Annotated in this window: 26 protein-coding genes; 16 read left to right on the top strand and 10 right to left on the bottom strand. The window is 71.3% G+C overall.

The window, feature by feature from the left end; all coding sequences use genetic code 11:
* Positions 1 to 70 precede the first annotated feature (70 nt).
* A complete protein-coding gene (gene trxA / locus ACFWZ2_RS03700; protein WP_384541239.1) occupies positions 71 to 454 on the bottom strand; it encodes a thioredoxin in 384 nt (127 codons plus the stop codon).
* 165 nt (positions 455 to 619) lie between these two features.
* Here trxA and ACFWZ2_RS03695 point away from each other — a divergent pair, with 165 nt between their 5' ends.
* Entirely contained in the window at positions 620 to 2,053 is a 1,434-nt protein-coding gene (locus ACFWZ2_RS03695; RefSeq protein WP_384541237.1) for a dihydrolipoyl dehydrogenase family protein, read from the top strand.
* 23 nt (positions 2,054 to 2,076) lie between these two features.
* Here the strand turns inward: ACFWZ2_RS03695 and ACFWZ2_RS03690 are convergent, their stop codons facing one another.
* From ACFWZ2_RS03690 to ACFWZ2_RS03680, 3 genes are all read right to left on the bottom strand, one after another.
* Positions 2,077 to 2,538, bottom strand: coding sequence for a hypothetical protein (locus tag ACFWZ2_RS03690; protein WP_384541234.1), 462 nt, complete (start codon positions 2,536 to 2,538; stop codon positions 2,077 to 2,079).
* A gap of 174 nt (positions 2,539 to 2,712) precedes the next feature.
* Positions 2,713 to 3,033, bottom strand: coding sequence for a hypothetical protein (locus ACFWZ2_RS03685; RefSeq protein ID WP_384541231.1), 321 nt, complete (start codon positions 3,031 to 3,033; stop codon positions 2,713 to 2,715).
* 97 nt (positions 3,034 to 3,130) lie between these two features.
* Positions 3,131 to 4,195 (bottom strand): methyltransferase, encoded by a 1,065-nt coding sequence (locus ACFWZ2_RS03680; protein WP_384541228.1) that lies wholly within the window; start codon positions 4,193 to 4,195, stop codon positions 3,131 to 3,133.
* Positions 4,196 to 4,349: 154 nt separating this feature from the next.
* On the opposite strand from ACFWZ2_RS03680, the gene ACFWZ2_RS03675 reads away from it, so the two are divergent.
* The 3 genes from ACFWZ2_RS03675 to ACFWZ2_RS03665 are packed head-to-tail and all read left to right on the top strand — an operon-like array spanning position 4,350 to position 7,511.
* On the top strand, positions 4,350 to 4,757 hold the full coding sequence (locus tag ACFWZ2_RS03675; protein WP_384541226.1) for a lipocalin-like domain-containing protein: 408 nt from the start codon (positions 4,350 to 4,352) through the stop codon (positions 4,755 to 4,757).
* Positions 4,754 to 5,887 carry an acyl-CoA dehydrogenase family protein gene (locus tag ACFWZ2_RS03670; protein ID WP_384541224.1) on the top strand — a complete coding sequence of 378 codons (1,134 nt, stop codon included), beginning with the start codon at positions 4,754 to 4,756 and terminating at the stop codon, positions 5,885 to 5,887. The genes ACFWZ2_RS03675 and ACFWZ2_RS03670 overlap by 4 nt, the downstream gene beginning before the upstream one ends.
* Positions 5,880 to 7,511: a phytoene desaturase family protein gene (locus tag ACFWZ2_RS03665; protein WP_384541222.1), complete on the top strand. Its 1,632-nt coding sequence runs from the start codon at positions 5,880 to 5,882 to the stop codon at positions 7,509 to 7,511. The genes ACFWZ2_RS03670 and ACFWZ2_RS03665 overlap by 8 nt, the downstream gene beginning before the upstream one ends.
* Here the strand turns inward: ACFWZ2_RS03665 and ACFWZ2_RS03660 are convergent.
* Genes ACFWZ2_RS03660 through ACFWZ2_RS03650 form a run of 3 tightly spaced genes read right to left on the bottom strand, consistent with a single transcriptional unit; the run spans position 7,480 to position 10,238 of the window.
* Positions 7,480 to 8,433 carry a fumarylacetoacetate hydrolase family protein gene (locus tag ACFWZ2_RS03660; RefSeq protein WP_384541220.1) on the bottom strand — a complete coding sequence of 318 codons (954 nt, stop codon included), beginning with the start codon at positions 8,431 to 8,433 and terminating at the stop codon, positions 7,480 to 7,482. The two genes, ACFWZ2_RS03665 and ACFWZ2_RS03660, sit on opposite strands and share 32 nt — an antisense overlap.
* Positions 8,434 to 8,468: 35 nt before the next feature.
* Positions 8,469 to 9,398: a VOC family protein gene (locus ACFWZ2_RS03655; protein ID WP_384541217.1), complete on the bottom strand. Its 930-nt coding sequence runs from the start codon at positions 9,396 to 9,398 to the stop codon at positions 8,469 to 8,471.
* Positions 9,399 to 9,416: 18 nt separating this feature from the next.
* Positions 9,417 to 10,238: a BTAD domain-containing putative transcriptional regulator gene (locus ACFWZ2_RS03650; protein WP_384541215.1), complete on the bottom strand. Its 822-nt coding sequence runs from the start codon at positions 10,236 to 10,238 to the stop codon at positions 9,417 to 9,419.
* Positions 10,239 to 10,401: 163 nt separating this feature from the next.
* Between ACFWZ2_RS03650 and ACFWZ2_RS03645 the strand changes: the two genes are divergently transcribed.
* The 9 genes from ACFWZ2_RS03645 to ACFWZ2_RS03605 all read left to right on the top strand — a co-directional run bounded on the left by ACFWZ2_RS03645 (position 10,402) and on the right by ACFWZ2_RS03605 (position 19,025).
* Positions 10,402 to 11,226 (top strand): aromatase/cyclase, encoded by an 825-nt coding sequence (locus ACFWZ2_RS03645; protein ID WP_384541213.1) that lies wholly within the window; start codon positions 10,402 to 10,404, stop codon positions 11,224 to 11,226.
* Positions 11,223 to 11,981, top strand: coding sequence for a cyclase family protein (locus tag ACFWZ2_RS03640; protein ID WP_384541211.1), 759 nt, complete (start codon positions 11,223 to 11,225; stop codon positions 11,979 to 11,981). Before ACFWZ2_RS03645 ends, ACFWZ2_RS03640 begins: the two co-directional genes overlap by 4 nt.
* A gap of 15 nt (positions 11,982 to 11,996) precedes the next feature.
* On the top strand, positions 11,997 to 12,608 hold the full coding sequence (locus ACFWZ2_RS03635; RefSeq protein WP_384541209.1) for a malonic semialdehyde reductase: 612 nt from the start codon (positions 11,997 to 11,999) through the stop codon (positions 12,606 to 12,608).
* Positions 12,609 to 12,682: 74 nt separating this feature from the next.
* A complete protein-coding gene (gene accD, locus ACFWZ2_RS03630; RefSeq protein ID WP_384541207.1) occupies positions 12,683 to 14,398 on the top strand; it encodes an acetyl-CoA carboxylase, carboxyltransferase subunit beta in 1,716 nt (571 codons plus the stop codon).
* Complete coding sequence (locus ACFWZ2_RS03625) at positions 14,395 to 14,865, top strand: acetyl-CoA carboxylase biotin carboxyl carrier protein (RefSeq protein ID WP_384541204.1); 471 nt, start codon at positions 14,395 to 14,397, stop codon at positions 14,863 to 14,865. The genes accD and ACFWZ2_RS03625 overlap by 4 nt, the downstream gene beginning before the upstream one ends.
* A 14-nt stretch (positions 14,866 to 14,879) precedes the next feature.
* Positions 14,880 to 16,241 (top strand): acetyl/propionyl/methylcrotonyl-CoA carboxylase subunit alpha, encoded by a 1,362-nt coding sequence (locus tag ACFWZ2_RS03620; RefSeq protein WP_384541201.1) that lies wholly within the window; start codon positions 14,880 to 14,882, stop codon positions 16,239 to 16,241.
* The gene (locus ACFWZ2_RS03615) at positions 16,238 to 17,506 is read left to right on the top strand and encodes a beta-ketoacyl-[acyl-carrier-protein] synthase family protein (RefSeq protein WP_384541199.1); all 1,269 of its coding nucleotides are present in this window, start codon (positions 16,238 to 16,240) and stop codon (positions 17,504 to 17,506) included. The genes ACFWZ2_RS03620 and ACFWZ2_RS03615 overlap by 4 nt, the downstream gene beginning before the upstream one ends.
* Positions 17,503 to 18,753: a ketosynthase chain-length factor gene (locus tag ACFWZ2_RS03610; RefSeq protein ID WP_384541197.1), complete on the top strand. Its 1,251-nt coding sequence runs from the start codon at positions 17,503 to 17,505 to the stop codon at positions 18,751 to 18,753. The genes ACFWZ2_RS03615 and ACFWZ2_RS03610 overlap by 4 nt, the downstream gene beginning before the upstream one ends.
* Positions 18,754 to 18,767: 14 nt before the next feature.
* Complete coding sequence (locus ACFWZ2_RS03605) at positions 18,768 to 19,025, top strand: acyl carrier protein (RefSeq protein WP_384541195.1); 258 nt, start codon at positions 18,768 to 18,770, stop codon at positions 19,023 to 19,025.
* A gap of 35 nt (positions 19,026 to 19,060) precedes the next feature.
* Here the strand turns inward: ACFWZ2_RS03605 and ACFWZ2_RS03600 are convergent, their stop codons facing one another.
* The 3 genes from ACFWZ2_RS03600 to ACFWZ2_RS03590 are packed head-to-tail and all read right to left on the bottom strand — an operon-like array spanning position 19,061 to position 21,260.
* The gene (locus ACFWZ2_RS03600) at positions 19,061 to 20,224 is read right to left on the bottom strand and encodes an MAB_1171c family putative transporter (protein ID WP_384541193.1); all 1,164 of its coding nucleotides are present in this window, start codon (positions 20,222 to 20,224) and stop codon (positions 19,061 to 19,063) included.
* A gap of 40 nt (positions 20,225 to 20,264) precedes the next feature.
* On the bottom strand, positions 20,265 to 20,825 hold the full coding sequence (locus ACFWZ2_RS03595) for an ImmA/IrrE family metallo-endopeptidase (RefSeq protein ID WP_384541191.1): 561 nt from the start codon (positions 20,823 to 20,825) through the stop codon (positions 20,265 to 20,267).
* A gap of 9 nt (positions 20,826 to 20,834) precedes the next feature.
* Complete coding sequence (locus ACFWZ2_RS03590) at positions 20,835 to 21,260, bottom strand: helix-turn-helix domain-containing protein (RefSeq protein ID WP_384541188.1); 426 nt, start codon at positions 21,258 to 21,260, stop codon at positions 20,835 to 20,837.
* A 212-nt stretch (positions 21,261 to 21,472) separates the two neighbouring features.
* Here ACFWZ2_RS03590 and ACFWZ2_RS03585 point away from each other — a divergent pair, with 212 nt between their 5' ends.
* The 3 genes from ACFWZ2_RS03585 (at position 21,473) to crcB (ACFWZ2_RS03575) (ending at position 23,384) form a co-directional block, all read left to right on the top strand.
* Positions 21,473 to 22,363, top strand: coding sequence for a BTAD domain-containing putative transcriptional regulator (locus ACFWZ2_RS03585; protein ID WP_384541185.1), 891 nt, complete (start codon positions 21,473 to 21,475; stop codon positions 22,361 to 22,363).
* A gap of 158 nt (positions 22,364 to 22,521) precedes the next feature.
* Positions 22,522 to 23,013 carry a fluoride efflux transporter CrcB gene (gene crcB / locus ACFWZ2_RS03580; protein WP_384541182.1) on the top strand — a complete coding sequence of 164 codons (492 nt, stop codon included), beginning with the start codon at positions 22,522 to 22,524 and terminating at the stop codon, positions 23,011 to 23,013.
* Positions 23,010 to 23,384 carry a fluoride efflux transporter CrcB gene (crcB, locus tag ACFWZ2_RS03575; protein ID WP_384541177.1) on the top strand — a complete coding sequence of 125 codons (375 nt, stop codon included), beginning with the start codon at positions 23,010 to 23,012 and terminating at the stop codon, positions 23,382 to 23,384. The genes crcB (ACFWZ2_RS03580) and crcB (ACFWZ2_RS03575) overlap by 4 nt, the downstream gene beginning before the upstream one ends.
* Positions 23,385 to 23,418: the final 34 nt, after the last annotated feature.

Here is a 23,418-nt window from a genome sequence, read left to right as displayed (position 1 = left end):
ACCCTGGCCAGCACCCTCATCTGGCTCACCACATGATCGACAAGACGCTCCCTAGGCCCGGCTCATCGGCTCACTGCTCCTGCTGCTTGGCCTGCTCCTCGGCGACCTGGCGGCGGACCTCGTCCATGTCCAGCTTCCTCGCCTGACCGATGACGTCCGTGAGCGCGGCCTCGGGGAGCGCGCCGGGCTGGGCGAACACCGCGACCTGGTCCCGGATGATCATCAGGGTCGGGATCGACTGGATGTTGAACGCGGCGGCCAGCTCGGGCTGGGCCTCCGTGTCGACCTTGGCGAAGACCAGGTCGGGGTTGGCCTCCGCGGCCTTCTCGTAGACCGGGGCGAACTGACGGCAGGGCCCGCACCACGACGCCCAGAAGTCGATCAGGACGAATCCGTTGTCCGTGACCGTCTGGTCGAAGTTCTCCTTGGTGAGCTCCACGGTCGAGCTGCTCATGGTGTTCCCTACTTCCTGGTATCGGGCGTAGCCGCTGTGCACAACCGCCGGGGTGACGGACGTATTCCGACCGTCCCACGCGCGGGGCGGCCCGCGCGCGCAACCGGGGTGTTCCGCGCGCGTACCCGTGTGGCCACGGCGCACACCTGCGGAGAGACTGTCCTCATGACGGAAGCCATCACGTACGACGTAGTAGTCATCGGAGCGGGCCCCGTGGGGGAGAACGTCGCCGACCGCGCGAGGGCCGCAGGGCTCAGCGCGGCGATCGTGGAGAGCGAACTCGTGGGCGGCGAGTGCTCGTACTGGGCGTGCATGCCGAGCAAGGCCCTGCTGCGCCCCGTCATCGCCCGCGCCGACGCCCGCAAGGTGCCCGGCCTGCGGCAGGCGGCGCAGGGCCCCCTCGACGCGGCCGCGGTCCTCGCGCACCGCGACGACTACACCTCGCACTGGAAGGACGACGGCCAGGTCGGCTGGCTGGAGGGCGTCGGCGTCGACCTGTACCGCGGGCACGGCCGCATCGCGGGCACCCGCAAGGTCACGGTCACCGGCCAGGACGGCACCGAGCGGACCCTGGAGGCCCGGCACGCCGTCGCCGTCTGCACCGGCACCCGCGCGGCGCTGCCCGATCTGCCGGGCCTCGCCGACGGCGGACCGGTCAAGCCGTGGACGAGCCGCGAGGCGACCAGCGCCGACCACGTGCCCGGGCGGCTGCTCGTCGTCGGCGGGGGAGTCGTCGCCGTGGAGATGGCCACGGCCTGGCAGGCGCTCGGCTCGGCCGTGACGGTGCTCGTGCGCGGCGGCGGTCTGCTGCCCCGCATGGAGCCGTTCGCCGGTGAGCTGGTGCGCGAGGCGCTGACCGAGGCGGGCGCACAGGTCCGTGACGGCGTCTCCGTCACGGCCGTACGGCGCGAGAACGGCACGGTGACGGCGACCCTCGACACCGGCGAGACCCTCGACGCCGACGAGATCCTCTTCGCCACCGGGCGCGCGCCGCGCACGGACGACATCGGCCTGGAGACGGTGGGCCTGGAGCCCGGCTCCTGGCTGCCCGTCGACGAGAGCCTGCGGGTCCAGGGCAGCACCTGGCTGTACGCGGTGGGCGACGCGAACCACCGGGCGCTCCTCACCCACCAGGGCAAGTACCAGGCCCGCATCGCCGGTGCCGCGATCGCCGCCCGCGCCCAGGGCGTGCCCCTCCTGGAGACCGACCGGTGGGGCGCCCACGCGGCCACCGCCGACCACGCCGCGGTCCCCCAGGTCGTCTTCACCGACCCCGAGGCGGCCTCGGCGGGGCTGACCCTCGCCGAGGCCGAGGCCGCGGGCCACCGCGTCCGCGCCGTCGACTACGACCTCTCCGGTGTCGCCGGTGCGGGCCTCTACGCCGACGGCTACCGGGGCAAGGCCCGCATGGTCGTCGACCTGGACCGCGAGGTGCTGCTCGGCGTCACGTTCGTCGGCCCCGGCGTGGGCGAGCTCATCCACTCGGCGACGATGGCCGTGGCGGGCGAGATCCCCATCGACCGGCTGTGGCACGCGGTCCCTGCGTACCCGACGATCAGCGAGGTGTGGCTGCGGCTCCTGGAGACGTACCGGGGCTGAGCGGGCCGGGGAGGCGGGTGCTCTCAGAGCGACAGGGCGGCGTGGTTGGTCCACACGACCTTGTACGGGTACTTCGCCTGCCATCTGGTCCGGAAGTCGTTGAGCGGCTGATATCCCGTGAGGCGCTCCAGCGTGGCCAGGTCCTTGCAGCGGAGTTCGGCGATGCCGCTGGAGACGAAGACGGGGGCCTGGGCGTCGTCGGGCAGCGGCAGATGCGGCTTGTGGTCGACGCTCAGGGCGAGCCCGGAGCCCATGACGACGTCGCGCAACTCGTCGTAGAACGTGGCCTGTTGGTCGGCGGGCATGGTGCCGGGGAACGAGAAGATCAGGGTGTGGACGACCGACGTGTCCGCGGCCGCGCGCGCCGGGGCCGCGGCCGTCACCTCGGCGGTGCCGATCGCCAGCGCGGCGACGCCCCCGGCGATGAGGAAGGAACGGCGGCCGAACCCGCCGCGGGATATGGGTGAGGTGTGGTCAGCAGCCACGGGATGCCTCCGGAGTGTGGGGTGTCGTCGAACAACGCGGGGTGTCTTCACCGAACAACGCGGGGTGTCTTCAACCAAACAGAAGAGGCGCCTCCCTCCCGTGGCTGATGACGCGTGCGAGTCATCAGCCAGGCGAGACGGAGACGCCTCAGACTTTGACCGGGTCCCGTGACCTCAGACGGTCAGCTTCTCGTGGTTCACCCAGATCACCTTGTACGGGTACTTGGCCTGCCACTTGTCGCGGAACTTGCCGAGCTCCGGGTACCCGGTGAGCTTCTGCAGGGTGGGCAGGTCCTTGCAGCTGATCTCGGCGATCGCGCTGGAGACGAAGACGGGCGCGTAGTCGTCGTCCGGCAGCCGGAAGTGCGGCTTGTGGTCGATCTTCTCGGCCAGTCCGGAGCCGAGGATGACTTCGGTCATCTCGACGAAGAACTGGTCCCGTTCCGCGTCGGGCATCTCGTCGGAGAAGGAGAAGACCAGCGTGTGGATGATCATGTTCGCCTCTGAACCTCTGGGGTGTGGTCAGTTCGTACGTGCCGACACAAATGATCCTTAGCCGTACTCAAGGAGCACTAAAGCCGGATGGTGCAGGTCAGGACGCGGGGATGGCCGCCTCGACGGCGTGCAGATGCGAGTTGATCGGGCCGACGCCCACCACCTGGAGGCCCGCCCGCTCGATGAGCGCGGTCACGCCCTTCTTCGTGTGGCGCTTGCCGTTGGTGTTGAGCAGGAAGAGCAGGTCGATGCCCGTCGCGTAGCGGATCTCCGGGCTGTCGTCGACGAGGTTGGTGATCAGGACGATGCGGCTGTCGGGGCGGCCCGCCCGCGCGGCGTTGCGCAGCGCCGTCACCGTCTGGTCGTCGCCCCATTCGAGGATGCTCTTGAAGAGGTACACGTCGGCCTCCACCGGCACCTCCTTGAGGCAGTCGCCCGCAAGGACCCGCGACCGCGAGGCCAGCGCGCCCCCGGGGCGCAGCCGCGGGTCGGGCGTGGCCACGGCCGCGGGCAGGTCGACCAGGACGCCGTCGAGGTGCGGGTTCTTCTCCAGGAGCGTGGCGAGCGTGAAGCCGCGGCCGCCGCCGATGTCCGCGAGCGTGCGCACACCGTCCAGGTCCAGGCGGTCGGCGACCGCGTCAGAGGCGAGCCGGCTCAGCTCGGTCTGCGACTTGTTGAAGACCTCGGTCGACTCCGGCCACTCCTTGTGCAGATAGGTGAAGAAGTCGGTGCCGTACACCTCCTCGAAGTCGCCCTTGCCCGTGCGGACCGCCTTCTCCAGGCGCGGCCACAGCTCCCACGTCCACGGCTCGGTGACCCAGAGCACCCAGAACTTCAGGCTCTCGGGGTGGTCGTCGCGCAGCAGCCGGGAGGCGGGGGTGTGCACATGGCCCGCCTCGGTCTCGGTGAAGATGCCGTAGTGCTTCAGGGTGCGCAGCAGCCGCTCCAGGATGTCCGGGTCGACCTTGAGGGCCCGCGCGAGGTCGCCCGCGGTGGCCGGTTCGTCGCCCAGTTCGTCCGGCAGGCCGACCTGGACGGCGGCCCGCAGCGCCGCCGCGCCCGCCGAACTGAGGGAGAGCTCCCGCAGCACGGTCATCGGGACGGGTCCCGTGTCGCCGCCGCCCGCGCCCTGCTCGACCTGATCGGTCCGAATGATGCTCATTCACGCCTCCGCAGTCAGGAACCGCACTGATCCGCACGGCCCGGTGGCCGCCGACCCCTCCGACCCTGGTGACGCGTCCTCAGACGACACTCAAGTCCGGCTAACCAATGGGCGCTTGACATGGTCTTGAGCGGTGCCCGACAGCGTGACGGGCATGCAGCGAAGTGATCTCTCCGGCGTGTGGAGCCTCGTCGCGTTCGACGACCTCGGCTCCGGCGACGAACGACTCGAGGGCCCGCTGGGGCCCGACCCGCGCGGCCTGCTGATCTACAGCGGGGACGGACACATGTCCGTGAGCATCATGCGGACCGCCGACTCCACCCGCCCCCCTTCGACTCCCGTGCCGCTCGACTTCATGGGATACGCGGGCACGTGGCGGCTCGACGGCGACCATGTGATCCACCGGGTCACCGTCACGCACACGCCGCGGATGAAGGACCACGACCAGGTGCGGGAAGTCCGCCTCGACAGCGACCGCCTGAGCCTGTTCGGCACGGTGCGCGGCGGCGACGGGCCGCTGCGGCGGGTCCTCGAGTGGAACCGGGCCGGTGACCGCGGATGACCACGACCACCGGGACCACGACCGCGGCCACGTCGTCGGACGGCGTGCTGGCCGCGGCGCGACGCCTCGCCGATCTGCTCGATGGCCACGCGGCCGAGGCCGACCGCACCGGGCAGTTGCCCCCCGAGGTGCTGAAGGGCCTGCTCGACGCCGGATTCGCCCGGCACTTCGTACCGGCCCGGCACGGCGGCACCGAAGGCACCTTCACCGACCTCGCGCACGCGGTGCGCGACGTCGGGACCGGCTGTGTGTCGACCGCCTGGGTCGCCCTCATCTACGCCACCGCGGGCCGCATGGCCGCCTTCCTGCCCGAGGCGGGACAGGACGAGCTGTGGGCCGAGGGCCCCGACGTCGCGGTCGCCAGCGCGCTGCGCCCCTCGGGGAGCGCGACCCTCTCCGGCGACACCTGGACCCTGACCGGACGGTGGGACTTCCTCAGCGGCGTCGACTTCGCCGGGTGGGCGCTGCTGTGCGTCGCGGGCGACGCCTGCACCGGCGAACCGGCGCAAGGGGTGCGGTACTTCGCGGTGCCCCGCGACGCATGGACCGTCGAGCAGACCTGGGCGCCCACCGGCATGCGCGCCACGGCCAGCAACTCCGTGCACATCGACCGGGTGCGGGTGCCCCGCTCCCGGTCCTTCGCGCACAGCAGGCTCCTCACCGGCACCGACGACCCGGACGCCGCCGCCTGCTACCGGGCGCCCCTGCAGGGCAGCGGCCCGCCGCTGTTCGTCGCCCCCGCGCTGGGCGGCGCCGCCCAGGCCCTGACCCGATGGGCCGAGCGGCGCACGAAACGGGACGACACCGCGCGCCTCGCCCTCGCCCGGGGCACCGCCGAACTCGACATCGCCGAACTGCTCCTCGACCGCTCCGTGGCGGCCGCCGACACACCGGGCATGTCCCGCGAGACCGTCGCCCGCGTCATGCGCGACGCGGCGGTGGCCGCGCGGCTCGTCAGGGACGCCGTCGACCGCCTGGTCGACCTGTCCGGGTCCGCGATGCTCTCCGAGGCCGACCCGTTGCAGCGCGCCTGGCGCGACGTACGCACCGCGACCGCGCACGGCGCCCTCGATCTGGACCGAAGCAGCACACAGTACGTACGAGACGTCTGGGGATGGACACATGACTGAACCCCTGCACACCGGGACCACGCGGAGCGACGTCGTGGTGATCGGCGCCGGTCACAACACGCTGATCGCCGCCGCGTACCTCACCCGCGCCGGCCTGTCGGTGACGGTCCTGGAGGAACAGGACGAGCCGGGCGGCGGCACCTCCACGCGCGAGGTGACCCTGCCCGGATTCCACGACGACCTGGCGTCGACCTTCCACATGTACGCCCAGCTCAACCCCGCCGTGGGCGGCGACGAGCTGGGCCTGGTCGCCGAGCACGGACTGCGCTACGTCGCCCCCGACCCGGCCCTGGTGTCCCTCCAGGACGGCGCCGAACCGGTCGTCATGGAACGCTCCGTCGAGGCCACCGCCGACGCCATCGGGCGCTACTCCGCGGCGGACGCGCAGGCGTTCAGGGAGATGGTCGCCTCGTACGAACCGCTGCTCGCCGAGCGCGTGCGGCGGTCCGCGGTGCCGCCCGGCACGCTGCCCGACAACGACGCGTCGCGCCGGCTCGACGCGCTGGCCGCCCGCGACGGCTACAGCGTCGTCCACGAAACCTTCGCCGACGACCGCACCCGCGCCCTGCTCCTAGGCTTCGCCGCGGCGATCGGCGACCTGAGCCGGCCGGGATCGGGCTTCGTGCCCGCGGAGTTCGCGCTGCTGCTGACCCGGATTTCCGGCGTCACCCCGATCGGCGGCTCCGCCGCGCTGCCCCGCGCCCTCGCGGAGGCCGTCCGCTCCGGCGGCGGGCAGGTCCTGTGCGGTCGGCGGGTCGACCGGATCGTCGTCGAGAACGGGCGCGCCACCGGGGTGCTCACCACCGGCGGCGAGCGCTTCGACGCGGCGAAGGCCGTGCTGTCCGGGGCCCATGTGACCCAACTGGCCGCGCTGCTCGGCCCGGACGTGGCGCTGCCCGCCGAGTTCGACGCGCTGCGCCGGTGGAACAACGGCGGATCGGTGTTCCAGGTCCACCTCGCCCTGCGGGACGCACCGGCCTTCCCAGGACCCGGCGGCCCGCTGCGGCCCGTCACCGCCACCATCGGCACGGCGGGCGGTCTCGCGGCCCAGTGGCGGGACATCGCGGCGGGCACCCTGTCGGGCGACGACCGGATGACCGTCGCGCTCGCGCCGTCGGTCGTCGACCCGAGCAGGACACCCGAAGGGCGCGCATCGGTACGGCTGTTCACCTACGCCCCCTACCGGCTGAACGGCGATCCGGCGCGGTGGGATGCGGAGAAGGAGCAGTACGCCGAGCAGCTCGTGGCCGCCTACGCGCGCAACGTCACGGGGTTCGCGTCCGGCGACGAACTCGCCCGCTCGGTGCACACCCCGGTGGATCTCGCCACGATGAACCGGCACTTCGTCGACGGCGGCTACATGGGCGGTGCGATGGTCCCCGACCAGCTCGGCGTCAACCGCCCCGTCAAGGGCTGGAGTTCCTACCGCATGCCGGTTCCCGGGCTCTACCAGACCGGCGCCTGTACGCACACCGGCGGCGGAGTGAGCGGCTGGCCCGGGCGCAATGCCGCCCGGGCGCTGCTCGAAGACCTCGGGATCGACCCGGGCAAGGTCATGCGGGACCTGAAGGACCTCAAAGACCTGAAGGACCTCAAAGACCTGAAGGACCTGCAGAACCCGTAGGACCCGTAGAACCCGTAGGACCGGAGCGCGGCCCGACCGAGTGGCACAGCCTGCCGAGCCGTTCGATCTCGATGACGATCTCGTCGCCGGGTACCAGGAATTCGCCGAGAGCCATCCCGACACCGGCCGGCGAACCGGTCAGGATCACGTCGCCGGGCAGCAGGGTCATGTCCTTGGCGGCGACGGAGAGCAGCTCCATCACCGGCCTGATCATGTCGCCGGTGGTGGAGTTCTGCTTCACCTCGCCGTTGACCGAGAGCCGGATGCCGAGGTTCTGGGGATCGTCGACGAACCAGCTCGGGACGATGCCGGGCCCCAACGGGCAGAATCCGTCGAGGGACTTGGTGCGCAGCCAGTCGAACTGGAACGGCGGCCCCACCGCCTCCGGACGCTGCAGCGCGTCACGGGCCGACATGTCGTCGGCGATGGTGTACCCGGCGATGTACCCGGGCGCCTCCTCCGGGGAGAAGCCCTTGCCCTCGCGGCCGATCACGACGGCCAGTTCGGCCTCCCAGTCGAGCCGCCGCCCCGCGCCCGGGGGGTAGGGCACCGCGTCGCCGGGGCCGATCACCGTGGTCCGCGGCGTCTTGCTGAAGAAGTAGGCCTCGGCCGGTTCCGCGCGCTTCTCGACGCCCATCTCCTCCAGGTGGCCGTAGTAGTTGGCGCCCGCGCACAGCACCTTGGACGGGTAGGCCAGCGGTGTGCGCAGTTCCGCGTCGGGCACGACGGCCGCGGGATCGGGCCGCCAGGCCCGCAGCGTCTCGCCGAGCCGCTGCCACTCGCCGATGATCTCCAGGAGGGGTGTCTCCGCGAGGGTGCCCGGCGCGGCGTGCACGGTGCCGTCGGCGGTGCGGATGCCGGTGCGGGGCAGGTGCTTCCCGGGGGTCCCGTAGGTCACCAGCGACCAGGGTTCGTCCGTCACTGAGGGGGTCTCCTTCGTTGCTGCCGATGTGTTCGTCACGGGGTGGGCTCGTTGTTCTCGGTGAACTCGGCGGGGCGCAGGGGGCACCAGACGGTGGAGGGGACGTCCTGCCAGTCCCGCGGCTGCCAGTTCTCCGTGATCTGGTCCATGTCGAGGAAGTACTCGACCCAACTGCCCCACGGATCACGGATGTAGTGGAAGAGGTTGGAGCCGAAGGTGTGCCGCCCGAGGCCCCAGCCGAGTTCGCTGCCGCGGTCGGCGAGGTTGCGCGCGCCGAGCACGATCTCGTCGACGCTGCCGACCTCCCAGCTCGAATGGTGCAGTCCGGGATGGGTGCTCTGGACGAGGCCGAAGACATGGTGGTCGCCGGGGCCGCAGTTCAGGAACGTGACCACGCCCGGCACCCGGTCGGAAAGGCCGAGGCCGAGGACACCGGCGTAGAACCGCTCGGAGGCGGCCACGTCCGGCGAGAAGATCAGCATGTGGCCGAGCCTGCGGGGCCTTGCGGGGGCGTCGGCGGTCAGCCAGCGCGCGACGTCCTTGCGCCGGTAGTCGCCGGGAAGGTTCATCGGCGGCGCGTCGGCCGCGGCCGCGGGGAGCGGCGGCTGCTCGCGCACGGTGATGAGGTTGCCGTGCGGATCGCGGAACCACAGGCCGCCCGCCACGGCGTCCGGCAGACCCCGCGCCACGTCGTGCGCGGGCGCGTCCTCCAGACGTACGCCCTGCTGCTCCAGATGCCGCTGCATCGCGGGGAGTTCACCGGGGGCCACCCCGAACGCGACGTGGTGGAGGCGTTTGTCGGGCCCCTCCGTCAGCAGCGTGCGGTCCAGGTCCTGATCGGCGCAGCGCACGGCGAGGACGGAGCCGCGCTCGGACACCGAGAGGCCGAAGTCCTCGTAGAACTTTCCTCCCCGGCTCAAGTCCGGTACCTGCAAACCGTAATGGAGGAGACTGGAAACCCGCATTGCATACTCCTTTCACACTCAGGGACAGGTCAACGCCGGTGAAATGTCCGGCGCCGACGCATCGCCCTCTTCCGAAGCCAGGATCTCCCGCCGCAGCAACTGCAGTTCCTGGCCGGGTTCAAGGCCTATCTGTTCGGTCATCGCCCGGTGCAGCCGCTGAAATACCTCAAGGGCTTTCTCGCGGAAACCGCTGCGTTGCAGGGCGACCATGTAAGAGGCGTGCAGATTTTCGTCGAAGGGGTACTCGGCGATCAATTCGGCCAGTTCGGCAAGAAGAAACCGATGGTGCCCGAGGCGCAGATCGGCCTCGATGCGCAGGGCGCGCGCCGCCGAGCGGGATTGTTCGAGTCCGGCGATCTCGGCCCGCAGGGGCGAGCCCTGATCGACGTCGGACAGGGGCCTGCCGCGCCACAGCCCTTCGGCCTGGCGCAGGATCCCCACCCCCAGGTGCCGGTCGCCCTCGCGCAGCGCACGGCGGCCCGCGAGCACCAGCTCGCGGTACTGGGTGAGGTCGAAGTCGCACGTCTCCGTGTGGAAGACGTACCCCTTGTTCTTCGTCAGGAGCAGTTCGTTCCTGACGTCGGGGCCGTGCAGACCGAGCGCGATCGACAGGCTCCTGCGGATGTTGAGGACATAGGTCTGCAGCGCGGTGATCGCGGTCTTGGGCGGCCGCTCGGGCCACAGTTCGTCGATCATGGTGCTGATCGGCACGACCTGACCGGAATTCATCAGGAGCAGCGCGAGCAGCTCCCTTTCCTTGGGGGCGGTCGGTGTGGGTATCGAATCGCCGGAACGCAAGTGCAGCGGCCCCAGCACTCTGATGTCGAAGGAACTCTTCATCGATACTCCAGATGTCCGGTGGATCTGGAACTTTCGCCAGGATCTGCCGCACCGCTCAAGCCCCGGTCAAGGCGGTTTCCCTGAGCCGGGCTTGAGGACCGCTTGAGCCCCGCTTTCCAGGATGAATCAGGTACCGCAACCGCCGGGCACCGGGAAGGCATCCATGATTCTGCACACCCTGATCTACCGTTTCGACGCATCGGTCACCGAATCCGACCGGCGTCGATTCTTCGACGGACTGCGGGAATTGCTGCTCGACTCCGAGTACATCGAGGGCTTCGCCGTCGAGCCGCACCACTGGCTGCCCGTGGACGAGAACTCGCGCGGCATGACCGGCACGGCGATCGCCCAGTACGCGGCGCGGGACCTGGACTCCCTGCGGAAGTTCTCCGAGCTCCCGCAGGTGCACGACTTCCTGGCGGGCTGGCACTCGAAGATCTCGTACGAGGCCGCCTACGCCAACCACCGCGAACTCACCCTCACCGGAAGGCGCGTCATGCGACACACCGAGCACACCGTCACCGTCGATGCCCCCGTCGCCGCGGTCTGGGACGTCCTGGTCGACGTCGAGGGCTACGCCCGGATCTTCCCGCCCACCCAGGAGGCGAAGATCATCGAGGACTCCGAGACCCACCAGATCGTCCGCCTCGTCGTCGACGTCAACGGCGAGACCCAGTCGTGGGTGTCGCGCAGGGACATCGACCACGACCGTCACGTGATCGCCTACCGCCAGCTCGAACTCGCCCCGATCATCGGCCACATGGGCGGCGAATGGCGCGCCTACCCGCTCACCGAGAACCGCACGCAGCTCGTCCTCACCCACGACTTCAAGCCCAAGGACCCGGTCGAGGGCAAGGTCGCGGGCAAGTTCACCTACGAGGAGGCCGACGAGCTGCTCCAGGGCGGCGTCGAGCGCAACAGCGTCGACGACCTCGGCGCGGTCAAGACCGAGGCCGAGCGCCGCGTCGGCGGGGCGTCCGCGGCATGACGCGCCTCGTCGATCTGAGCGTGACCACGCGGTCGACGCCGAGCGAGGCCACCCCGGTCACCGTCGAACTGCTCGACCACGAGACCGGCGCCACGGTCCTCGGCCTCACGCCCGGGGACTTCCCCGACGGCATGGCGATCTCGAACGAGACGGTCACGCTGACCACCCACACCGGCACGCACATGGACGCGCCGCTGCACTACGGCCCGCTCAGCGGCGGCGTGCCGGCCAAGAGCATCGACCAGGTCCCGCTGGAGTGGTGCCACGGACCCGGCGTACGACTGGACGTACGCGACGTACCGCCGGGCGAGGGCATCACGACCGACCATCTGGAGGCGGCGTTCAAGGCGGCGGAGCACGATCCTGCCCCCGGCGACATCGCCCTCCTGTGGACGGGGGCCGACCGGCTGTGGGGCAGCGCCGACTATCTGCGGGAATTCCCCGGACTCACCGGCGAGGGAACGGCGTTCCTCGTCGAGCGGGGCATCCGCGTCATCGGCATCGACGCATGGGGCCTGGACCGCCCCATGCACCGCATGATCGAGGACTACCGCCGCACCGGGGACAACGCGCACCTGTGGCCCGCGCACATCTACGGCAGGACCGCCGAGTACCTCCAGCTGGAGAAGCTCGCCCACCTCGGCGACCTGCCCGCGGCCACCGGATTCACCATCTGCTGCTTCCCCGTGGCCGTCGACGGCGCAGGCGCGGGCTGGACCCGCGTCGTCGCCCTCGTCGACGACGCGTCCACCTGACCGTACGGAGGCCGCATGACGCCCACGCACACATCCCAGCTCCTGGCGCTCGAACCGGCGGCGCAGGACCTCCTCTTCCGCGAGGCCCGCACGGCCAACGTGTTCACCCCCGAGCCCGTCGGCGACGACCAGGTGCGGGCGATCTACGAGTTGGTGAAGTACGCGCCGACCTCGATGAACCAGCAGCCGATGCGCGTGGTGCTCCTGCGCTCCCACGGCGCCCGCAGGGAACTCCTCGGACACCTGGCCAGGGGCAACCGCGCCAAGGTCGCGGCAGCGCCCCTGGTCGCCCTGCTCGCCGCGGACCTGCGCTTCCACGAGACGCTGCCCGAGGTCTTCCCGCATCTGCCGGGCGCCAAGGACCTGTTCGCCGACGCGGCGGTCCGGCGGGAGTCGGCGCTGTTCAACACGGCGCTGCAGGTCGCGTACCTGATCGTCGGCATCAGGGCCGCGGGGCTCGCCGCCGGGCCGATCGTGGGATACGACGCCGACGCCATCAACAAGGCGTTCTTCGGCGACGGCAGCAGGGAGATCGTCACCGTCGTCAACATCGGCCACCCGGCCCCCGGCACGGGGCACCCCCGGCTGCCCCGGCTCGCCTTCGAGGACGTCGTCAGCACGGTCTGAGCCGCACCGGCCACGGTCCGCACCCCATCCGAACCCCGTGGGCCGCGCCAGCGGTCCGACGAGAAAGGGCCACGATGAAAGCAGGAGAGGACCCCGCAGGACAGGGGTCCGGCGACTGGGCGGTCTGCCCCCGCTGCCGGGACATGATCTACGGCCCGCGCCTCGAAAGGAATCTCCGGGTGTGCCCCGCCTGCGGGCACCACCACCGGCTCACCGCCCACGAACGCATCACCCAGCTCTTCGACGCGGACAGCGTGGAACTGCTCGGCACGCGGGTGCGGACCGGCGACCCGCTGCTGTTCGCGGACACCGAGCCGTACTCCGCGCGCCTCGCGGCGGCACGCGCCGCCACCGGCCTCGACGAGGCCGTCGTCCTCGCCGAGGGGTCCGTCCAGGGACACCGGGTGATGGCCGCGGTGATGGACTTCCGCTTCCTCGGCGGAAGTCTGGGCTCCGCGGTGGGCGAACTGATCACCCTGGCCGCCGAACGGGCGCTGGACGAGCGGCTTCCGCTGCTGATCGTGGCGGCGTCGGGCGGCGCCAGGATGCAGGAGGGCACCCTGTCCCTGATGCAGATGGCCAAGACCGCGCAGGCACTCGGCGCGCTCGACACGGCGGGCATCCTGACCCTCTCGCTCATCACGGACCCGACGTACGGCGGCGTCGCGGCCTCGTTCGCCACGCTCTGCGACGTGATCATCGCGGAGCCGGGGGCCCGCATGGGCTTCGCGGGTCCCCGCGTGATCTCCCAGACCATCCGGCAGACGCTGCCCGCCGGATTCCAGACGGCGGAGCACCTCCTCGCACACGGTCTGGTCGACACGATCAGGCCGCGCGCCGAACTGCGCGACACCCTGGCCAGATTGCTGGCCACGGTGGCGGAACCGGCCGCCCGCACCGGCCGCACGGAACCGCCGCCGGACGGCGAACCGCTGATCAGGGACCCCGCCCAACTCCCGGAGTCCGCCGTCTGGGAGACCGTCCAACGGGCCAGGCACCTGGGCAGGCCCACCACGCTCGACTACTTCGGACGCCTCTTCACCGGCTTCGAGGAGCTGCGCGGCGACCGCCAGGGCGGCGAATGCCCCTCGATCGTCGGCGGCACCGCCTGCCTGGACGGCATTCCGGTCATGGTGCTCGGCCACCAGAAGGGCCACACCAGCAAGGAGCTCAACGAACGCAACTTCGGCATGGCGACCCCCGCCGGATACCGCAAGGCCGCACGCCTGCTCCGGCTCGCGGGCAAGCTGGGCCTGCCGGTGATCACCCTCGTCGACACCCCGGGGGCGTTCCCCGGCCTCGAAGCCGAGGAGCAGGGGCAGGCCGTCGTCATCGCCGAGAACATCCGGCTCATGACGGCGCTGCCCGTGCCGGTGGTCACGCTCGTCACCGGCGAGGGCGGCAGCGGCGGCGCACTGGCGCTCGCCGTCGCCGACCGGGTCCTGGTGTGCGCCAACGCCGTGTACTCCGTCATCAGTCCCGAGGGCTGCGCGGCGATCCTCTGGAACGACGCGGCGATGGCGCCCGTCGCGGCGGAGGCCCTGCGCATCGACGCGGGCGCGCTGCTGCGCCTCGGCATCGCCGACGCGGTCGTCCCGGAACCCGCGGACGGGGCCCACAACGATCCGGCGCTCGCCGCCGACTACGTGCACGCCGCGCTCGCCTCGGTGCTCGACGAGCTGCGCCCGATGCCCGTCTCCGAACTCGTCGCCGCACGGTACGCGCGCTTTCGCGCCTACGGCGCCGTCGAGTCCTTCATGAATGCCACGGAAGAGGCGATGCAATCGTGACCACGACCACGGAGGGAACAGCGGGCGCACCGGCACCGGACGCGGCGGGCGCGCTGGACGAGCTGCGCCGCCACGCGGTGCGCCTCGCCGAGGAGTTCCCGCGACCGCCGAGGACGCTGCGCGTGCGCGCGGGCGACCTCCTGGTGGAAGCCGAATGGGACGAGCTGCGGGAACCGGCACCGGACCCCGCACGGACGGTGCCCGCCGAGGCCGGGCAGACGGCCGGCGAGGCACTGTGCGCCGAAACCGTCGGCGTCTTCTACCTCGCGCCGTCCCCCGAGGCCCAGCCGTTCGTCGGCGCGGGCGACGTGGTGGAGCCGGGCCAGCAGGTGGGGATCATCGAGGCGATGAAGCTGATGATCCCCGTCGAGGCGGACCGGTCCTGCCGCATCGTCGAGGTCCTCAAGAAGAACGGCGAGCCGGTCGAGTACGGCGAACCGCTCTTCGCCCTCGCCCCCGCGGCCTGACGGCGAGGACCCCGATGTTCAAGAAAGTACTGATCGCCAACCGCGGCGAGATCGCGCTGCGCGTGGCACGTGCCGCCCGCGAACTGGGCATCCGCACGGTCGCCGTGTACTCCTCCGCGGACGAGGAGTCCGCCGTCGTGCGGTGCGCCGACGAGAGCGTACGCATCGGACCGCCGCCCGCGGGCCGGAGCTATCTGTACGTCCCCGCCGTCCTCGAAGCCGCCCTGCGCACCGGAGCGGACGCCATCCACCCCGGGTACGGATTCCTCTCCGAGGACGCCGACTTCGCCGCGATCTGCCGCGACCACGGCATCGCCTTCGTCGGACCGCCGCCCGAGGTCATCGCCCGGCTCGGCGACAAGGCGGCGGCGCGCAGCGTGATGGCGGCGGCCGGAGTGCCGCTGCTGCCCGGCAGCCTGGAGCCGCTGCGCACGGTCGCCGCGGCGCGGGCCGTGGCCGACGACATCGGCTATCCGGTCATCGTCAAGGCGGTGGCGGGCGGCGGCGGACGCGGCATGACCGTCGTGCACGCGGCCGCCGACTTCGACGCCGCCTACCGCGACACGGTCGCCCGCGCACAGACCCTCTTCGGCGACCCGGCCGTCTTCGTGGAGCGCTATCTGCCCACGGGCCGCCATGTGGAGGTCCAGATCCTCGCCGACCGCACGGGCCGCACCGTGTACGTCGGCGACCGCGACTGCTCCGTGCAGCGCAGGCACCAGAAGCTCATCGAGGAGGCGCCCGCGCCGCACCTCTCCGACGACCTCAGGACCCGCATGGGCGAGGCCGCCGTGCGGGGCGCCAGGGCGGCCGGGTACGTGGGCGCGGGCACCTTCGAGTTCCTCGTGGACGACGCGGGCGACTTCTCCTTCATGGAGGTCAACTGCCGTATCCAGGTGGAGCATCCGGTCACCGAGATGATCACGGGCATCGACCTGGTGCAGGAGCAGTTCCACATCGCGGCGGGCCGGCCGCTCGCGCTGCGGCAGGAGGACGTGGACCCGCGCGGGACCGCGATCGAGTGCCGCATCAACGCCGAGGACCCGGAGCGGGACTTCGCGCCCGCGCCCGGCGAACTCACCGAGTTCGAAACCGCGGGCGGGCCCTTCGTCCGCGTCGACACCCACGCCCGTCCGGGCTACCGGGTGCCCGTCGCGTACGACTCGCTGCTCGCCAAACTCGTCGTCTGGGCGCCCACGCGCGAACAGGCGCTGCACCGCATGGACCGGGCGCTCGACGAATGCCGGGTGGCGGGTCCAGGGGTGCACACCACGCTCGGATTCCTGCGGCGCGTCATGGCCGACCACCGCTTCCGGTGCGGGGAGTACAACACGTCAATCGTCGCTCAGGTGCTGGGAATGGGGGCTTTCCAATGACACGTCGTGTGGTCATCACAGGGATAGGGGTACGGGCGCCGGGCGGCGCGGGCAAGAAGCAGTTCTGGGATCTGCTCAGCTCGGGCCGCACCGCGACCCGGCGGATCTCCTTCTTCGATCCGAGCCCCTACCGTTCACAAGTGGCCGGGGAGTGCGATTTCGACCCGGTCCACGAAGGATTGACGCCGCGTCAGATCAGGCGGATGGACCGCTCGGCGCAGTTCGCCGTGGTGTGCGCGCGGGAGGCGGCCGCCGACAGCGGCATCGAGTTCGAGGAACTCGACCCGCACCGCACCGGCGTCAGCCTGGGCAGCGCCGTGGCGGCCGCCACCAGCCTGGAGCGCGAGTACCTGGTGCTCTCCGACGGCGGCAGGCAGTGGCAGGTGGACCCCGACTATCTGTCCCCGCACATGTTCGACTACCTCACCCCCGGCGCCGCCGCCGCGGAGGTGGCCTGGGCGGTCGGCGCCGAGGGCCCGACCGCGATGGTCTCCGACGGCTGCACCTCGGGACTCGACGCGATCGGCCACGCCTGCCGGGTGATCCAGGAGGGCAGCGCGGACGTGATGGTCGCCGGGGCCGCCGACACCCCCGTCACACCGATCGTCGTGGCGTGCTTCGACGCGATCAAGGCGACGACCCCGCGCAACGACGAACCGGAGCGCGCCTCGCGCCCCTTCGACCGGACCCGCAACGGATTCGTCCTCGCCGAGGGCGCGGCCATGTTCGTCCTGGAGGAGTACGGGCACGCGCGGCGCCGCGGGGCGCACATCTACGGCGAGATCAGCGGGTACGCGACCCGGCTCAACGCCTACCACATGACGGGTCTGAAGGCCGACGGCCGCGAGATGGCCGAGGCGATCAGGGCCGCGCTCGACGAGTCGAGGACCGACGGCAGCGCGGTGGACTACATCAACGCGCACGGCTCGGGCACCAAGCAGAACGACCGCCACGAGACCGCCGCGTTCAAGCGCAGCCTCGGCGACCACGCCTACCGGGTGCCCGTCAGCTCCATCAAGTCCATGGTGGGGCACTCGCTCGGCGCGATCGGCTCCATCGAGATCGCCGCCTGCGCGCTCGCCATCGACCAGGGCGTGGTCCCGCCGACCGCCAACCTCCATGAACCCGACCCCGAATGCGACCTGGACTACGTGCCGTTGACGGCGCGCGAGATGCGCGTGGACACGGTGCTCAGCGTGGGCAGCGGATTCGGCGGATTCCAGAGCGCGATGGTGCTGCGCCGCCCGGAAGGAGTGCAGGAGTGACCGACAAGGCAGTGGTGACCGGCATCGGCGTGATGGCGCCCAACGGGCTCACCGTCGAGGACTTCTGGGCGTCGGTCGTCGAGGGCCGCAGCGGCATCGGTGAGATCGACCGGTTCGACGCCTCCGCCTACCCGGCCAGGATCGCGGGCCAGATACGCGACTTCGACCCGCTGGAACACATCCCGAAACGGCTCCTGCCGCAGACGGACGTCTCCACGCGCTTCGCCCTCGCGGCGGCCGCGGCCGCCCTGTCGGACGCCCGGGTCGATCCCGCCGAACTCGCCGAGTTCGACATGGGCGTGATGACGTCGAACGCCACCGGAGGCTTCGAGTTCACCCACAAGGAGTTCAAGAAGCTCTGGTCGGAGGGGCCTTCGACGGTCAGCGTCTATGAGTCCTTCGCCTGGTTCTACGCGGTGAACACCGGCCAGATCTCCATCCGGCACGGCATGCGAGGACCCGGCAGCGTCGTCGTCGGCGAGCAGGCGGGCGGGCTCGACTCGGTCGGCAACGCGCGCCGCGCCATCCGGCTCGGCACCCCGTTCATGGTCTGCGGCGGCGTCGACTCCGCCTTCGACCCCTGGGGCTGGGCCTCCCATATCTCCGGCGGCAGGGTCAGCACGACACCCGACCCGCGCCGCGCGTACACCCCGTTCGACGTCGGCGCGAACGGCTATGTGCCCGGCGAGGGCGGCGCGATCCTCATCGCCGAGAACGCCGACACGGCACGGACCCGCGGCCGCGCACCGTACGGCGAGATCGCCGGCTATGCCGCGACGTTCGACCCGGCCCCCGGCCTCGACCGGCCGCCGGGGCTGCGCAGGGCCGCCGAACTCGCCATCGCCGACGCCGGGTTGCGGCCCGGGGACATCGACGTTGTCTTCGCCGACGCGGCGGGCCTGCCGGCGCAGGACACCGCGGAGGCGGCGGCGATCAGGGAGCTGTTCGGACCCGGGGCGGTGCCGGTCACCGCACCCAAGGCGCTGACCGGGCGGCTGTTCGCGGGCGGCGGTCCGCTCGACCTGGTGGCCGCGCTCCTCTCGATCCGCGAGGGCCTGGTCCCGGCCACCGCGCACACCACCGAGGTGCCCGCCGCGTACGGCATCGACCTCGTGCTCGGGGCGCCCCGCCCCTGTCGCATCGACTCCGCCCTGGTGCTCGCGCGCGGCAAGGGCGGCTTCAACTCGGCCGTCGTCGTACGCCGTGCCGAGGCGGCGGACATCCCCCACAGCAACGCAAAGAACTGAAGGAGACGATCCACATGACCGAGATCACCGCACAGGACATGGTCCGCCTGCTCACCGAGAGCGCGGGGGACCTCGCGTTCTCCGGCGACGCGGAGGACGTCCTCGACCTCACCTTCGAGGACCTCGGCTGCGACTCGCTCGCCCTCCTGGAGACCACGGCACGGATCCAGCAGGACTACGGCGTCGAGCTGCCCGACGACCTGGCGACCCAGCTGGCCACCCCGCGCTCGCTGATGGAGGCGATCAACGGCACGCCCGCCAAGGCCTGTTGAGTCCTGCGGGGCCGCACGGCGCGGCCCCGCCCAGGTCAGCGGGCGCGCACGAAGGCGTCCGCGACCCGGCCCAGCCACACGATGTCGTCGCTGAGCCCGGCCGACTCCCGGCCGCCGCCCGAGGGCTCCGGTTCGACCGCGGCCGAGGGGTCGGGCGCGCTCGCGGCCCGCTTCTCCCGCAGCGCGATCCGCAGGGCGCGCGCCTCGGCCTCGGCGCCGGCCGGTCCGGCCTCGATCCGGTGGTCCTTCGGCAGGTAGGGGCGCAGCGCGTGCTGGCCGTCCCGGATCTCGATGACACGGCGGTAGAGCCGGTAGTCGAGATCCCGCAGCGGCAGCACGTCGCCGATCCTGTGCAGGACCGGCGGGTCCAGGACGATGTCCGGCACGGCCCTGCTGAGCGCGACCCACAGGGGCCGCAGCCGCCGGTAGGAGCGGTACTTGCCGATCCACCGCGCGGCGAGGCTCAGGCTGGGGCCCCACGCGGGCACGGTCCAGCCGAACACCTTGAGCGCGGCGCCGATGTCACCGGTCAACCAGTCGGGGGAGTGCAGGACGTTCATGCCGCGCCCCGACAACGTACCCGTGATCTCCCAGCAGCGGATGCCGCAGTGCAGGACGGAGAGGAGCGCGCCGAGCATGGCGGCCCGCATGCCCCAGCGCAGCCAGGGGCGTTGGGCGATGCGCATGTAGCGCAGGGAGAGCCGGAACGTCTCGAACTGCCCCAGCGCGCAGACCGCGAAGAAGAAGTAGAGGTACGCCGCGTATCCGGGGTCGTGCATGTCCGTGAGGGTGAGCCGCTCGGCCACGGCCCTGCGCCCGCTGAGACCGAGCGCGAAGTTCAGTACGACCAGGGCGAGGGCGAGGCCCGCGAAGACCAGCACCCGCCGTCGGGCCCTGCGGCGGGCCACCTCCGGAGGGTGGGACCAGTACATCAGGAAGACCGTCTGGGAACCGGTGAGCCCGACGACCGCCACCTCGGTCAGCAGGGGAGTCAGATGCTGTTGGTCGCGCAGCAGGATGCCGGTCGGGGGCAGCGCGCCGAGCTGTTCGAGGAAACTGAGGGACGAACACAGGAAGTGCACGCACAGGGCGAGCACGGCCGGGTCCCTGCGGCCGCGCAGCAGGAGCGGGATGGTGTAGAGGAAGGCGGCCAGCGCCGCCACGGCGCAGACCCACCCGATGAGTTGGCTGGGAAGCATGCCGGTTGTTCCGTCCCCCCGTGGCCGTACGACGGGCCATTCAGTGCGGGCCGAGCGTGGCCTCGATACGAGCGATGATCTCCGCGTCCGCGCACGGGACCTCGGGAACGGTCTCCTGCGGGGCCGACGCGGCGGCCTGTTTGAGGAACAGCGACGCGAGCATCTCCGCCTCGCGTTCCTGGGGGTCGGTGTACGCCGTGCGGTAGAGGGCGTCCCGCACCAGCGCGGGGTCCAGGTCGGGGAAGAGCGATCCCGCCGCACCCTGGTCGAGGGGTTCGTCGGATCCGCGGTGCCCGCACAGGATGTGGGCCAGTTCGTGCACGATGATGTGGTCCTGGTGCGCCGGGCTGGTGTCCGCCGCGTACACGATGACGTCGATGTCCTGCCAGGCGATCCACATGCCGCAGGGAGCCGGTGCCTTGAGCCGCATCGGGGCGGTCACCACCGGCCGTCCCCGCAACTGGCTGACGTGGGCGCACAGATGGGCGATGGTGCGTTCGCCGGGCATGCCGAGGGCGGCGAGGCGCAGCTCGCAGGAGCGGCGCAGCGGTCCGGAGTTCCTCCTGAACCAGTCCCGGCGGGGTCTTAATACGGAGGACACTGCTTCGATCTACTCCTCGACGGGCGGCAATCCCTGCAACTTGCGGACCTGGTCGATGACGGCGCTGATCGCCGCCAGGCTCTCCGGCGGCAACCCCACCGCTCGCAGGGCCACTTCACGCACCCCAGACTGGCTCAGTTCGTTGAGCGCCGCCAGCTGTGTGTCGACCCTGGCGGCGTGATCCGGATCGACGAAATAGGCCGGTGAGACACCGAAGAATTTCGCCAGCGCGCTCAGCAGATCGGTGGACGGGTTGGTCCGTTTTCCCGTACGCAGGGCGGATAGATAGGCACCGCTCACCTTCAGTCCGGGATTGGCCAGTTTCACCTCCTCTGCGACCTCGCGATTGGTCCAGGTCCTGCCCTGTGGGCGACTGGCGCGAAACAGATGGTTGAGTCTCGCGGCGAGCGGCGCCCCGTCGTCGTTCTCCGGCATGTCCTCACTCTCCACAGCGTCACTCTCCACAGCGTCATGGGCACCAGGGGTGCGGCACCGCGAGTCTGGTCGTTGACACCAAGTCTCCCCGATCAACCCACAGTTGACAATCCTTCCGGGATCCATGCAGACTGCAGTCAACTAACAGTTGTCTCCATAATCTCTACCGATCATTGGCTGGCCGCCTGCAGGCGCGGACACAGGGGGAGTCCATGGGAGTCCAGATCAGCATCGACGTACTCGGTTCGTTATCGCTCCACTCGGACCACGGGCAGGCGACCCCAACCGCCCCAAAAGAACGCAAAGTTATCGCTCTGCTCCTCATGAGCCACTCACGTGTCGTCCCCGTGTCGCAGCTGGTCGAGGAGTTGTGGCACGACAGTCCGCCGCGGACCGCGCTCACGGCGCTGCAGACCTACATCCTCAACATCCGCCGCAGCATCGCGGTGAACTTCGCCCTGCCGCAGAGCGTGGTGAGCAGTGAGCTGCTCCAGACCAAGAGCATGGGCTATGTGTTCAACACAGAGTCGTGCGCCTTCGACCTCGCGGAGTTCCGGCGGCTCGACGCGGCGGGACGGATGGCGCTGCGCGCCGGCGACCAGGCCGACGCGGTCCGCCAGCTTCAGCGGGCCGACGACCTCTGGCAGGGCGCCGCGCTCGTCGACGTCGAGCGGGGCCTTCCGCTGCAGGCCGAGGTGTCCGGACTCGAACAGTCGCGGCAGGCCGCCCGCGGGCTGCGCATCGAGACCGTGCTGCGGATCGGCCGCCACGAAGAGGTGCTCAGCGAACTGGCGTCCCTGGTCCTCCAGCACCCCTTCGACGAGCATCTGCACGCCTACTACATGCTCGCGCTGCAGCGCTCCGGACGCAGGACCCAGGCCCTTGAGGTCTACCACCACCTGCGCCGCGCCATGAACGACGAACTCGGCCTCGAACCTTCGCCCGATCTGCAGCGCCTCCAGCAGGAGATCCTCAGCTCCGCGGCGCCCCGCAGGCGCCCCGAGCGGCACCTGGAGACCGCGGGCGCGCCCTCGTCCGACTCCCGCAGGATGAACGACCTCCTCCAGCGCACCCGGCTCGGCGCACTGCCCCCCGCCGTGTGAGCCGCCGCGCGGGCGGTTAGCCTGGTGGAAGCGGCGGCCTCCACCGGGCGCCGCGCGGCGGTGGGGCCCGCCGTACCCGAACCGCGGCACGGACGCCGCCGACGGTCCCTACTTGCGAACGAGTGCGCCCCTCCACGGGCGACGCGAGTAGGAGGCACATGCCCACGCACGACCGGCGGCCCGCGGCGGTGGACGAACCCACGGACCCCGACATCGACCTGTCCGTGCCCGCGCAGCGGTACGAACTGACGCGCGGGCAGGGCCTGATCCTCGCGGCGGTCGCCGTCGGCGGCGCGCTCGGCGCCTCAGCCCGCTACGCCGCGTCCCTCGCCTGGCCGGTCGGTCCCGGCGCCTTCCCCTGGTCGACGCTCGCGGTGAACGCGGCGGGCTGCGCGCTGATCGGCGTCCTGATGGTGCTCGTCACCGAGGTGTGGACGGCACACCGCCTGGTGCGGCCGTTCCTCGGTACGGGCGTGCTCGGCGGCTTCACCACGTTCTCGACGTACGCCGTGGACATCGAGCGCCTGCTCGGCGGGGGCTATGCCCGCACCGGCCTGGCCTATCTGGCGCTGACCCTGCTCGCGGCCCTGGCGGCCGTGTGGTGCGCGGCGTGGACGACGCGCCGCCTGGTCGCGGGGAGGCGCCGGTGAACTGGCTGCTCGTCGCCGCGGGCGCGCTGGTCGGCGCCCCGCTGCGCTATCTGACGGACCGCGCGGTACAGGCACGGCAGGGCGCCGCCTTCCCCTGGGGCACCCTCACCGTGAACGTGGCCGGCTGTCTCGTCCTCGGCGTCGTCACGGGCGCGGTGGCGGTGGGCGCCGCCTCCTCGCACACTCAGCTGTTCCTGGGCACCGGCCTGTGCGGGGCCCTGACCACGTACTCGACCTTCTCGTACGAGACGCTGCGGCTCGCCGAGCAGGGCGAGGGGTTCTCCGCGGCGGCCAACGCGGTGGGCAGCGTCGTCGCCGGACTCGGTGCGGCCTTCGTGGGAGTGGCCCTCGCCGAGGCCCTGTGGCTGTGACGCCGGGCGAGGGGCGCGTACCGCGTCGGTGCGT

It is taken from the genome of Streptomyces sp. NPDC059002 (assembly GCF_042740435.1).
Taxonomy (GTDB): domain Bacteria; phylum Actinomycetota; class Actinomycetes; order Streptomycetales; family Streptomycetaceae; genus Streptomyces.
The sequence above is the reverse complement of the archived record's forward strand: the minus strand, read 5'-3'. Positions and strand labels throughout refer to the sequence as shown.

Bases quoted from the DNA above. Each gene is read 5' to 3' on its own strand.
- ACFWZ2_RS03655 (WP_384541217.1), bottom strand. From the start codon at position 9,398: ATGCGGGTTTCCAGTCTCCTCCATTACGGTTTGCAGGTACCGGACTTG.
- ACFWZ2_RS03685 (WP_384541231.1), bottom strand. From the start codon at position 3,033: ATGATCATCCACACGCTGGTCTTCTCCTTCTCCGACGAGATGCCCGAC.
- crcB (WP_384541182.1), top strand. From the start codon at position 22,522: ATGCCCACGCACGACCGGCGGCCCGCGGCGGTGGACGAACCCACGGAC.
- ACFWZ2_RS03645 (WP_384541213.1), top strand. From the start codon at position 10,402: ATGATTCTGCACACCCTGATCTACCGTTTCGACGCATCGGTCACCGAA.
- ACFWZ2_RS03665 (WP_384541222.1), top strand. From the start codon at position 5,880: ATGACTGAACCCCTGCACACCGGGACCACGCGGAGCGACGTCGTGGTG.
- ACFWZ2_RS03670 (WP_384541224.1), top strand. From the start codon at position 4,754: ATGACCACGACCACCGGGACCACGACCGCGGCCACGTCGTCGGACGGC.
- ACFWZ2_RS03605 (WP_384541195.1), top strand. From the start codon at position 18,768: ATGACCGAGATCACCGCACAGGACATGGTCCGCCTGCTCACCGAGAGC.
- ACFWZ2_RS03695 (WP_384541237.1), top strand. From the start codon at position 620: ATGACGGAAGCCATCACGTACGACGTAGTAGTCATCGGAGCGGGCCCC.
- trxA (WP_384541239.1), bottom strand. From the start codon at position 454: ATGAGCAGCTCGACCGTGGAGCTCACCAAGGAGAACTTCGACCAGACG.
- ACFWZ2_RS03650 (WP_384541215.1), bottom strand. From the start codon at position 10,238: ATGAAGAGTTCCTTCGACATCAGAGTGCTGGGGCCGCTGCACTTGCGT.
- ACFWZ2_RS03640 (WP_384541211.1), top strand. From the start codon at position 11,223: ATGACGCGCCTCGTCGATCTGAGCGTGACCACGCGGTCGACGCCGAGC.
- accD (WP_384541207.1), top strand. From the start codon at position 12,683: ATGAAAGCAGGAGAGGACCCCGCAGGACAGGGGTCCGGCGACTGGGCG.
- ACFWZ2_RS03680 (WP_384541228.1), bottom strand. From the start codon at position 4,195: ATGAGCATCATTCGGACCGATCAGGTCGAGCAGGGCGCGGGCGGCGGC.
- ACFWZ2_RS03600 (WP_384541193.1), bottom strand. From the start codon at position 20,224: ATGCTTCCCAGCCAACTCATCGGGTGGGTCTGCGCCGTGGCGGCGCTG.
- ACFWZ2_RS03585 (WP_384541185.1), top strand. From the start codon at position 21,473: ATGGGAGTCCAGATCAGCATCGACGTACTCGGTTCGTTATCGCTCCAC.
- ACFWZ2_RS03615 (WP_384541199.1), top strand. From the start codon at position 16,238: ATGACACGTCGTGTGGTCATCACAGGGATAGGGGTACGGGCGCCGGGC.
- ACFWZ2_RS03635 (WP_384541209.1), top strand. From the start codon at position 11,997: ATGACGCCCACGCACACATCCCAGCTCCTGGCGCTCGAACCGGCGGCG.
- ACFWZ2_RS03620 (WP_384541201.1), top strand. From the start codon at position 14,880: ATGTTCAAGAAAGTACTGATCGCCAACCGCGGCGAGATCGCGCTGCGC.
- ACFWZ2_RS03675 (WP_384541226.1), top strand. From the start codon at position 4,350: ATGCAGCGAAGTGATCTCTCCGGCGTGTGGAGCCTCGTCGCGTTCGAC.
- ACFWZ2_RS03590 (WP_384541188.1), bottom strand. From the start codon at position 21,260: ATGCCGGAGAACGACGACGGGGCGCCGCTCGCCGCGAGACTCAACCAT.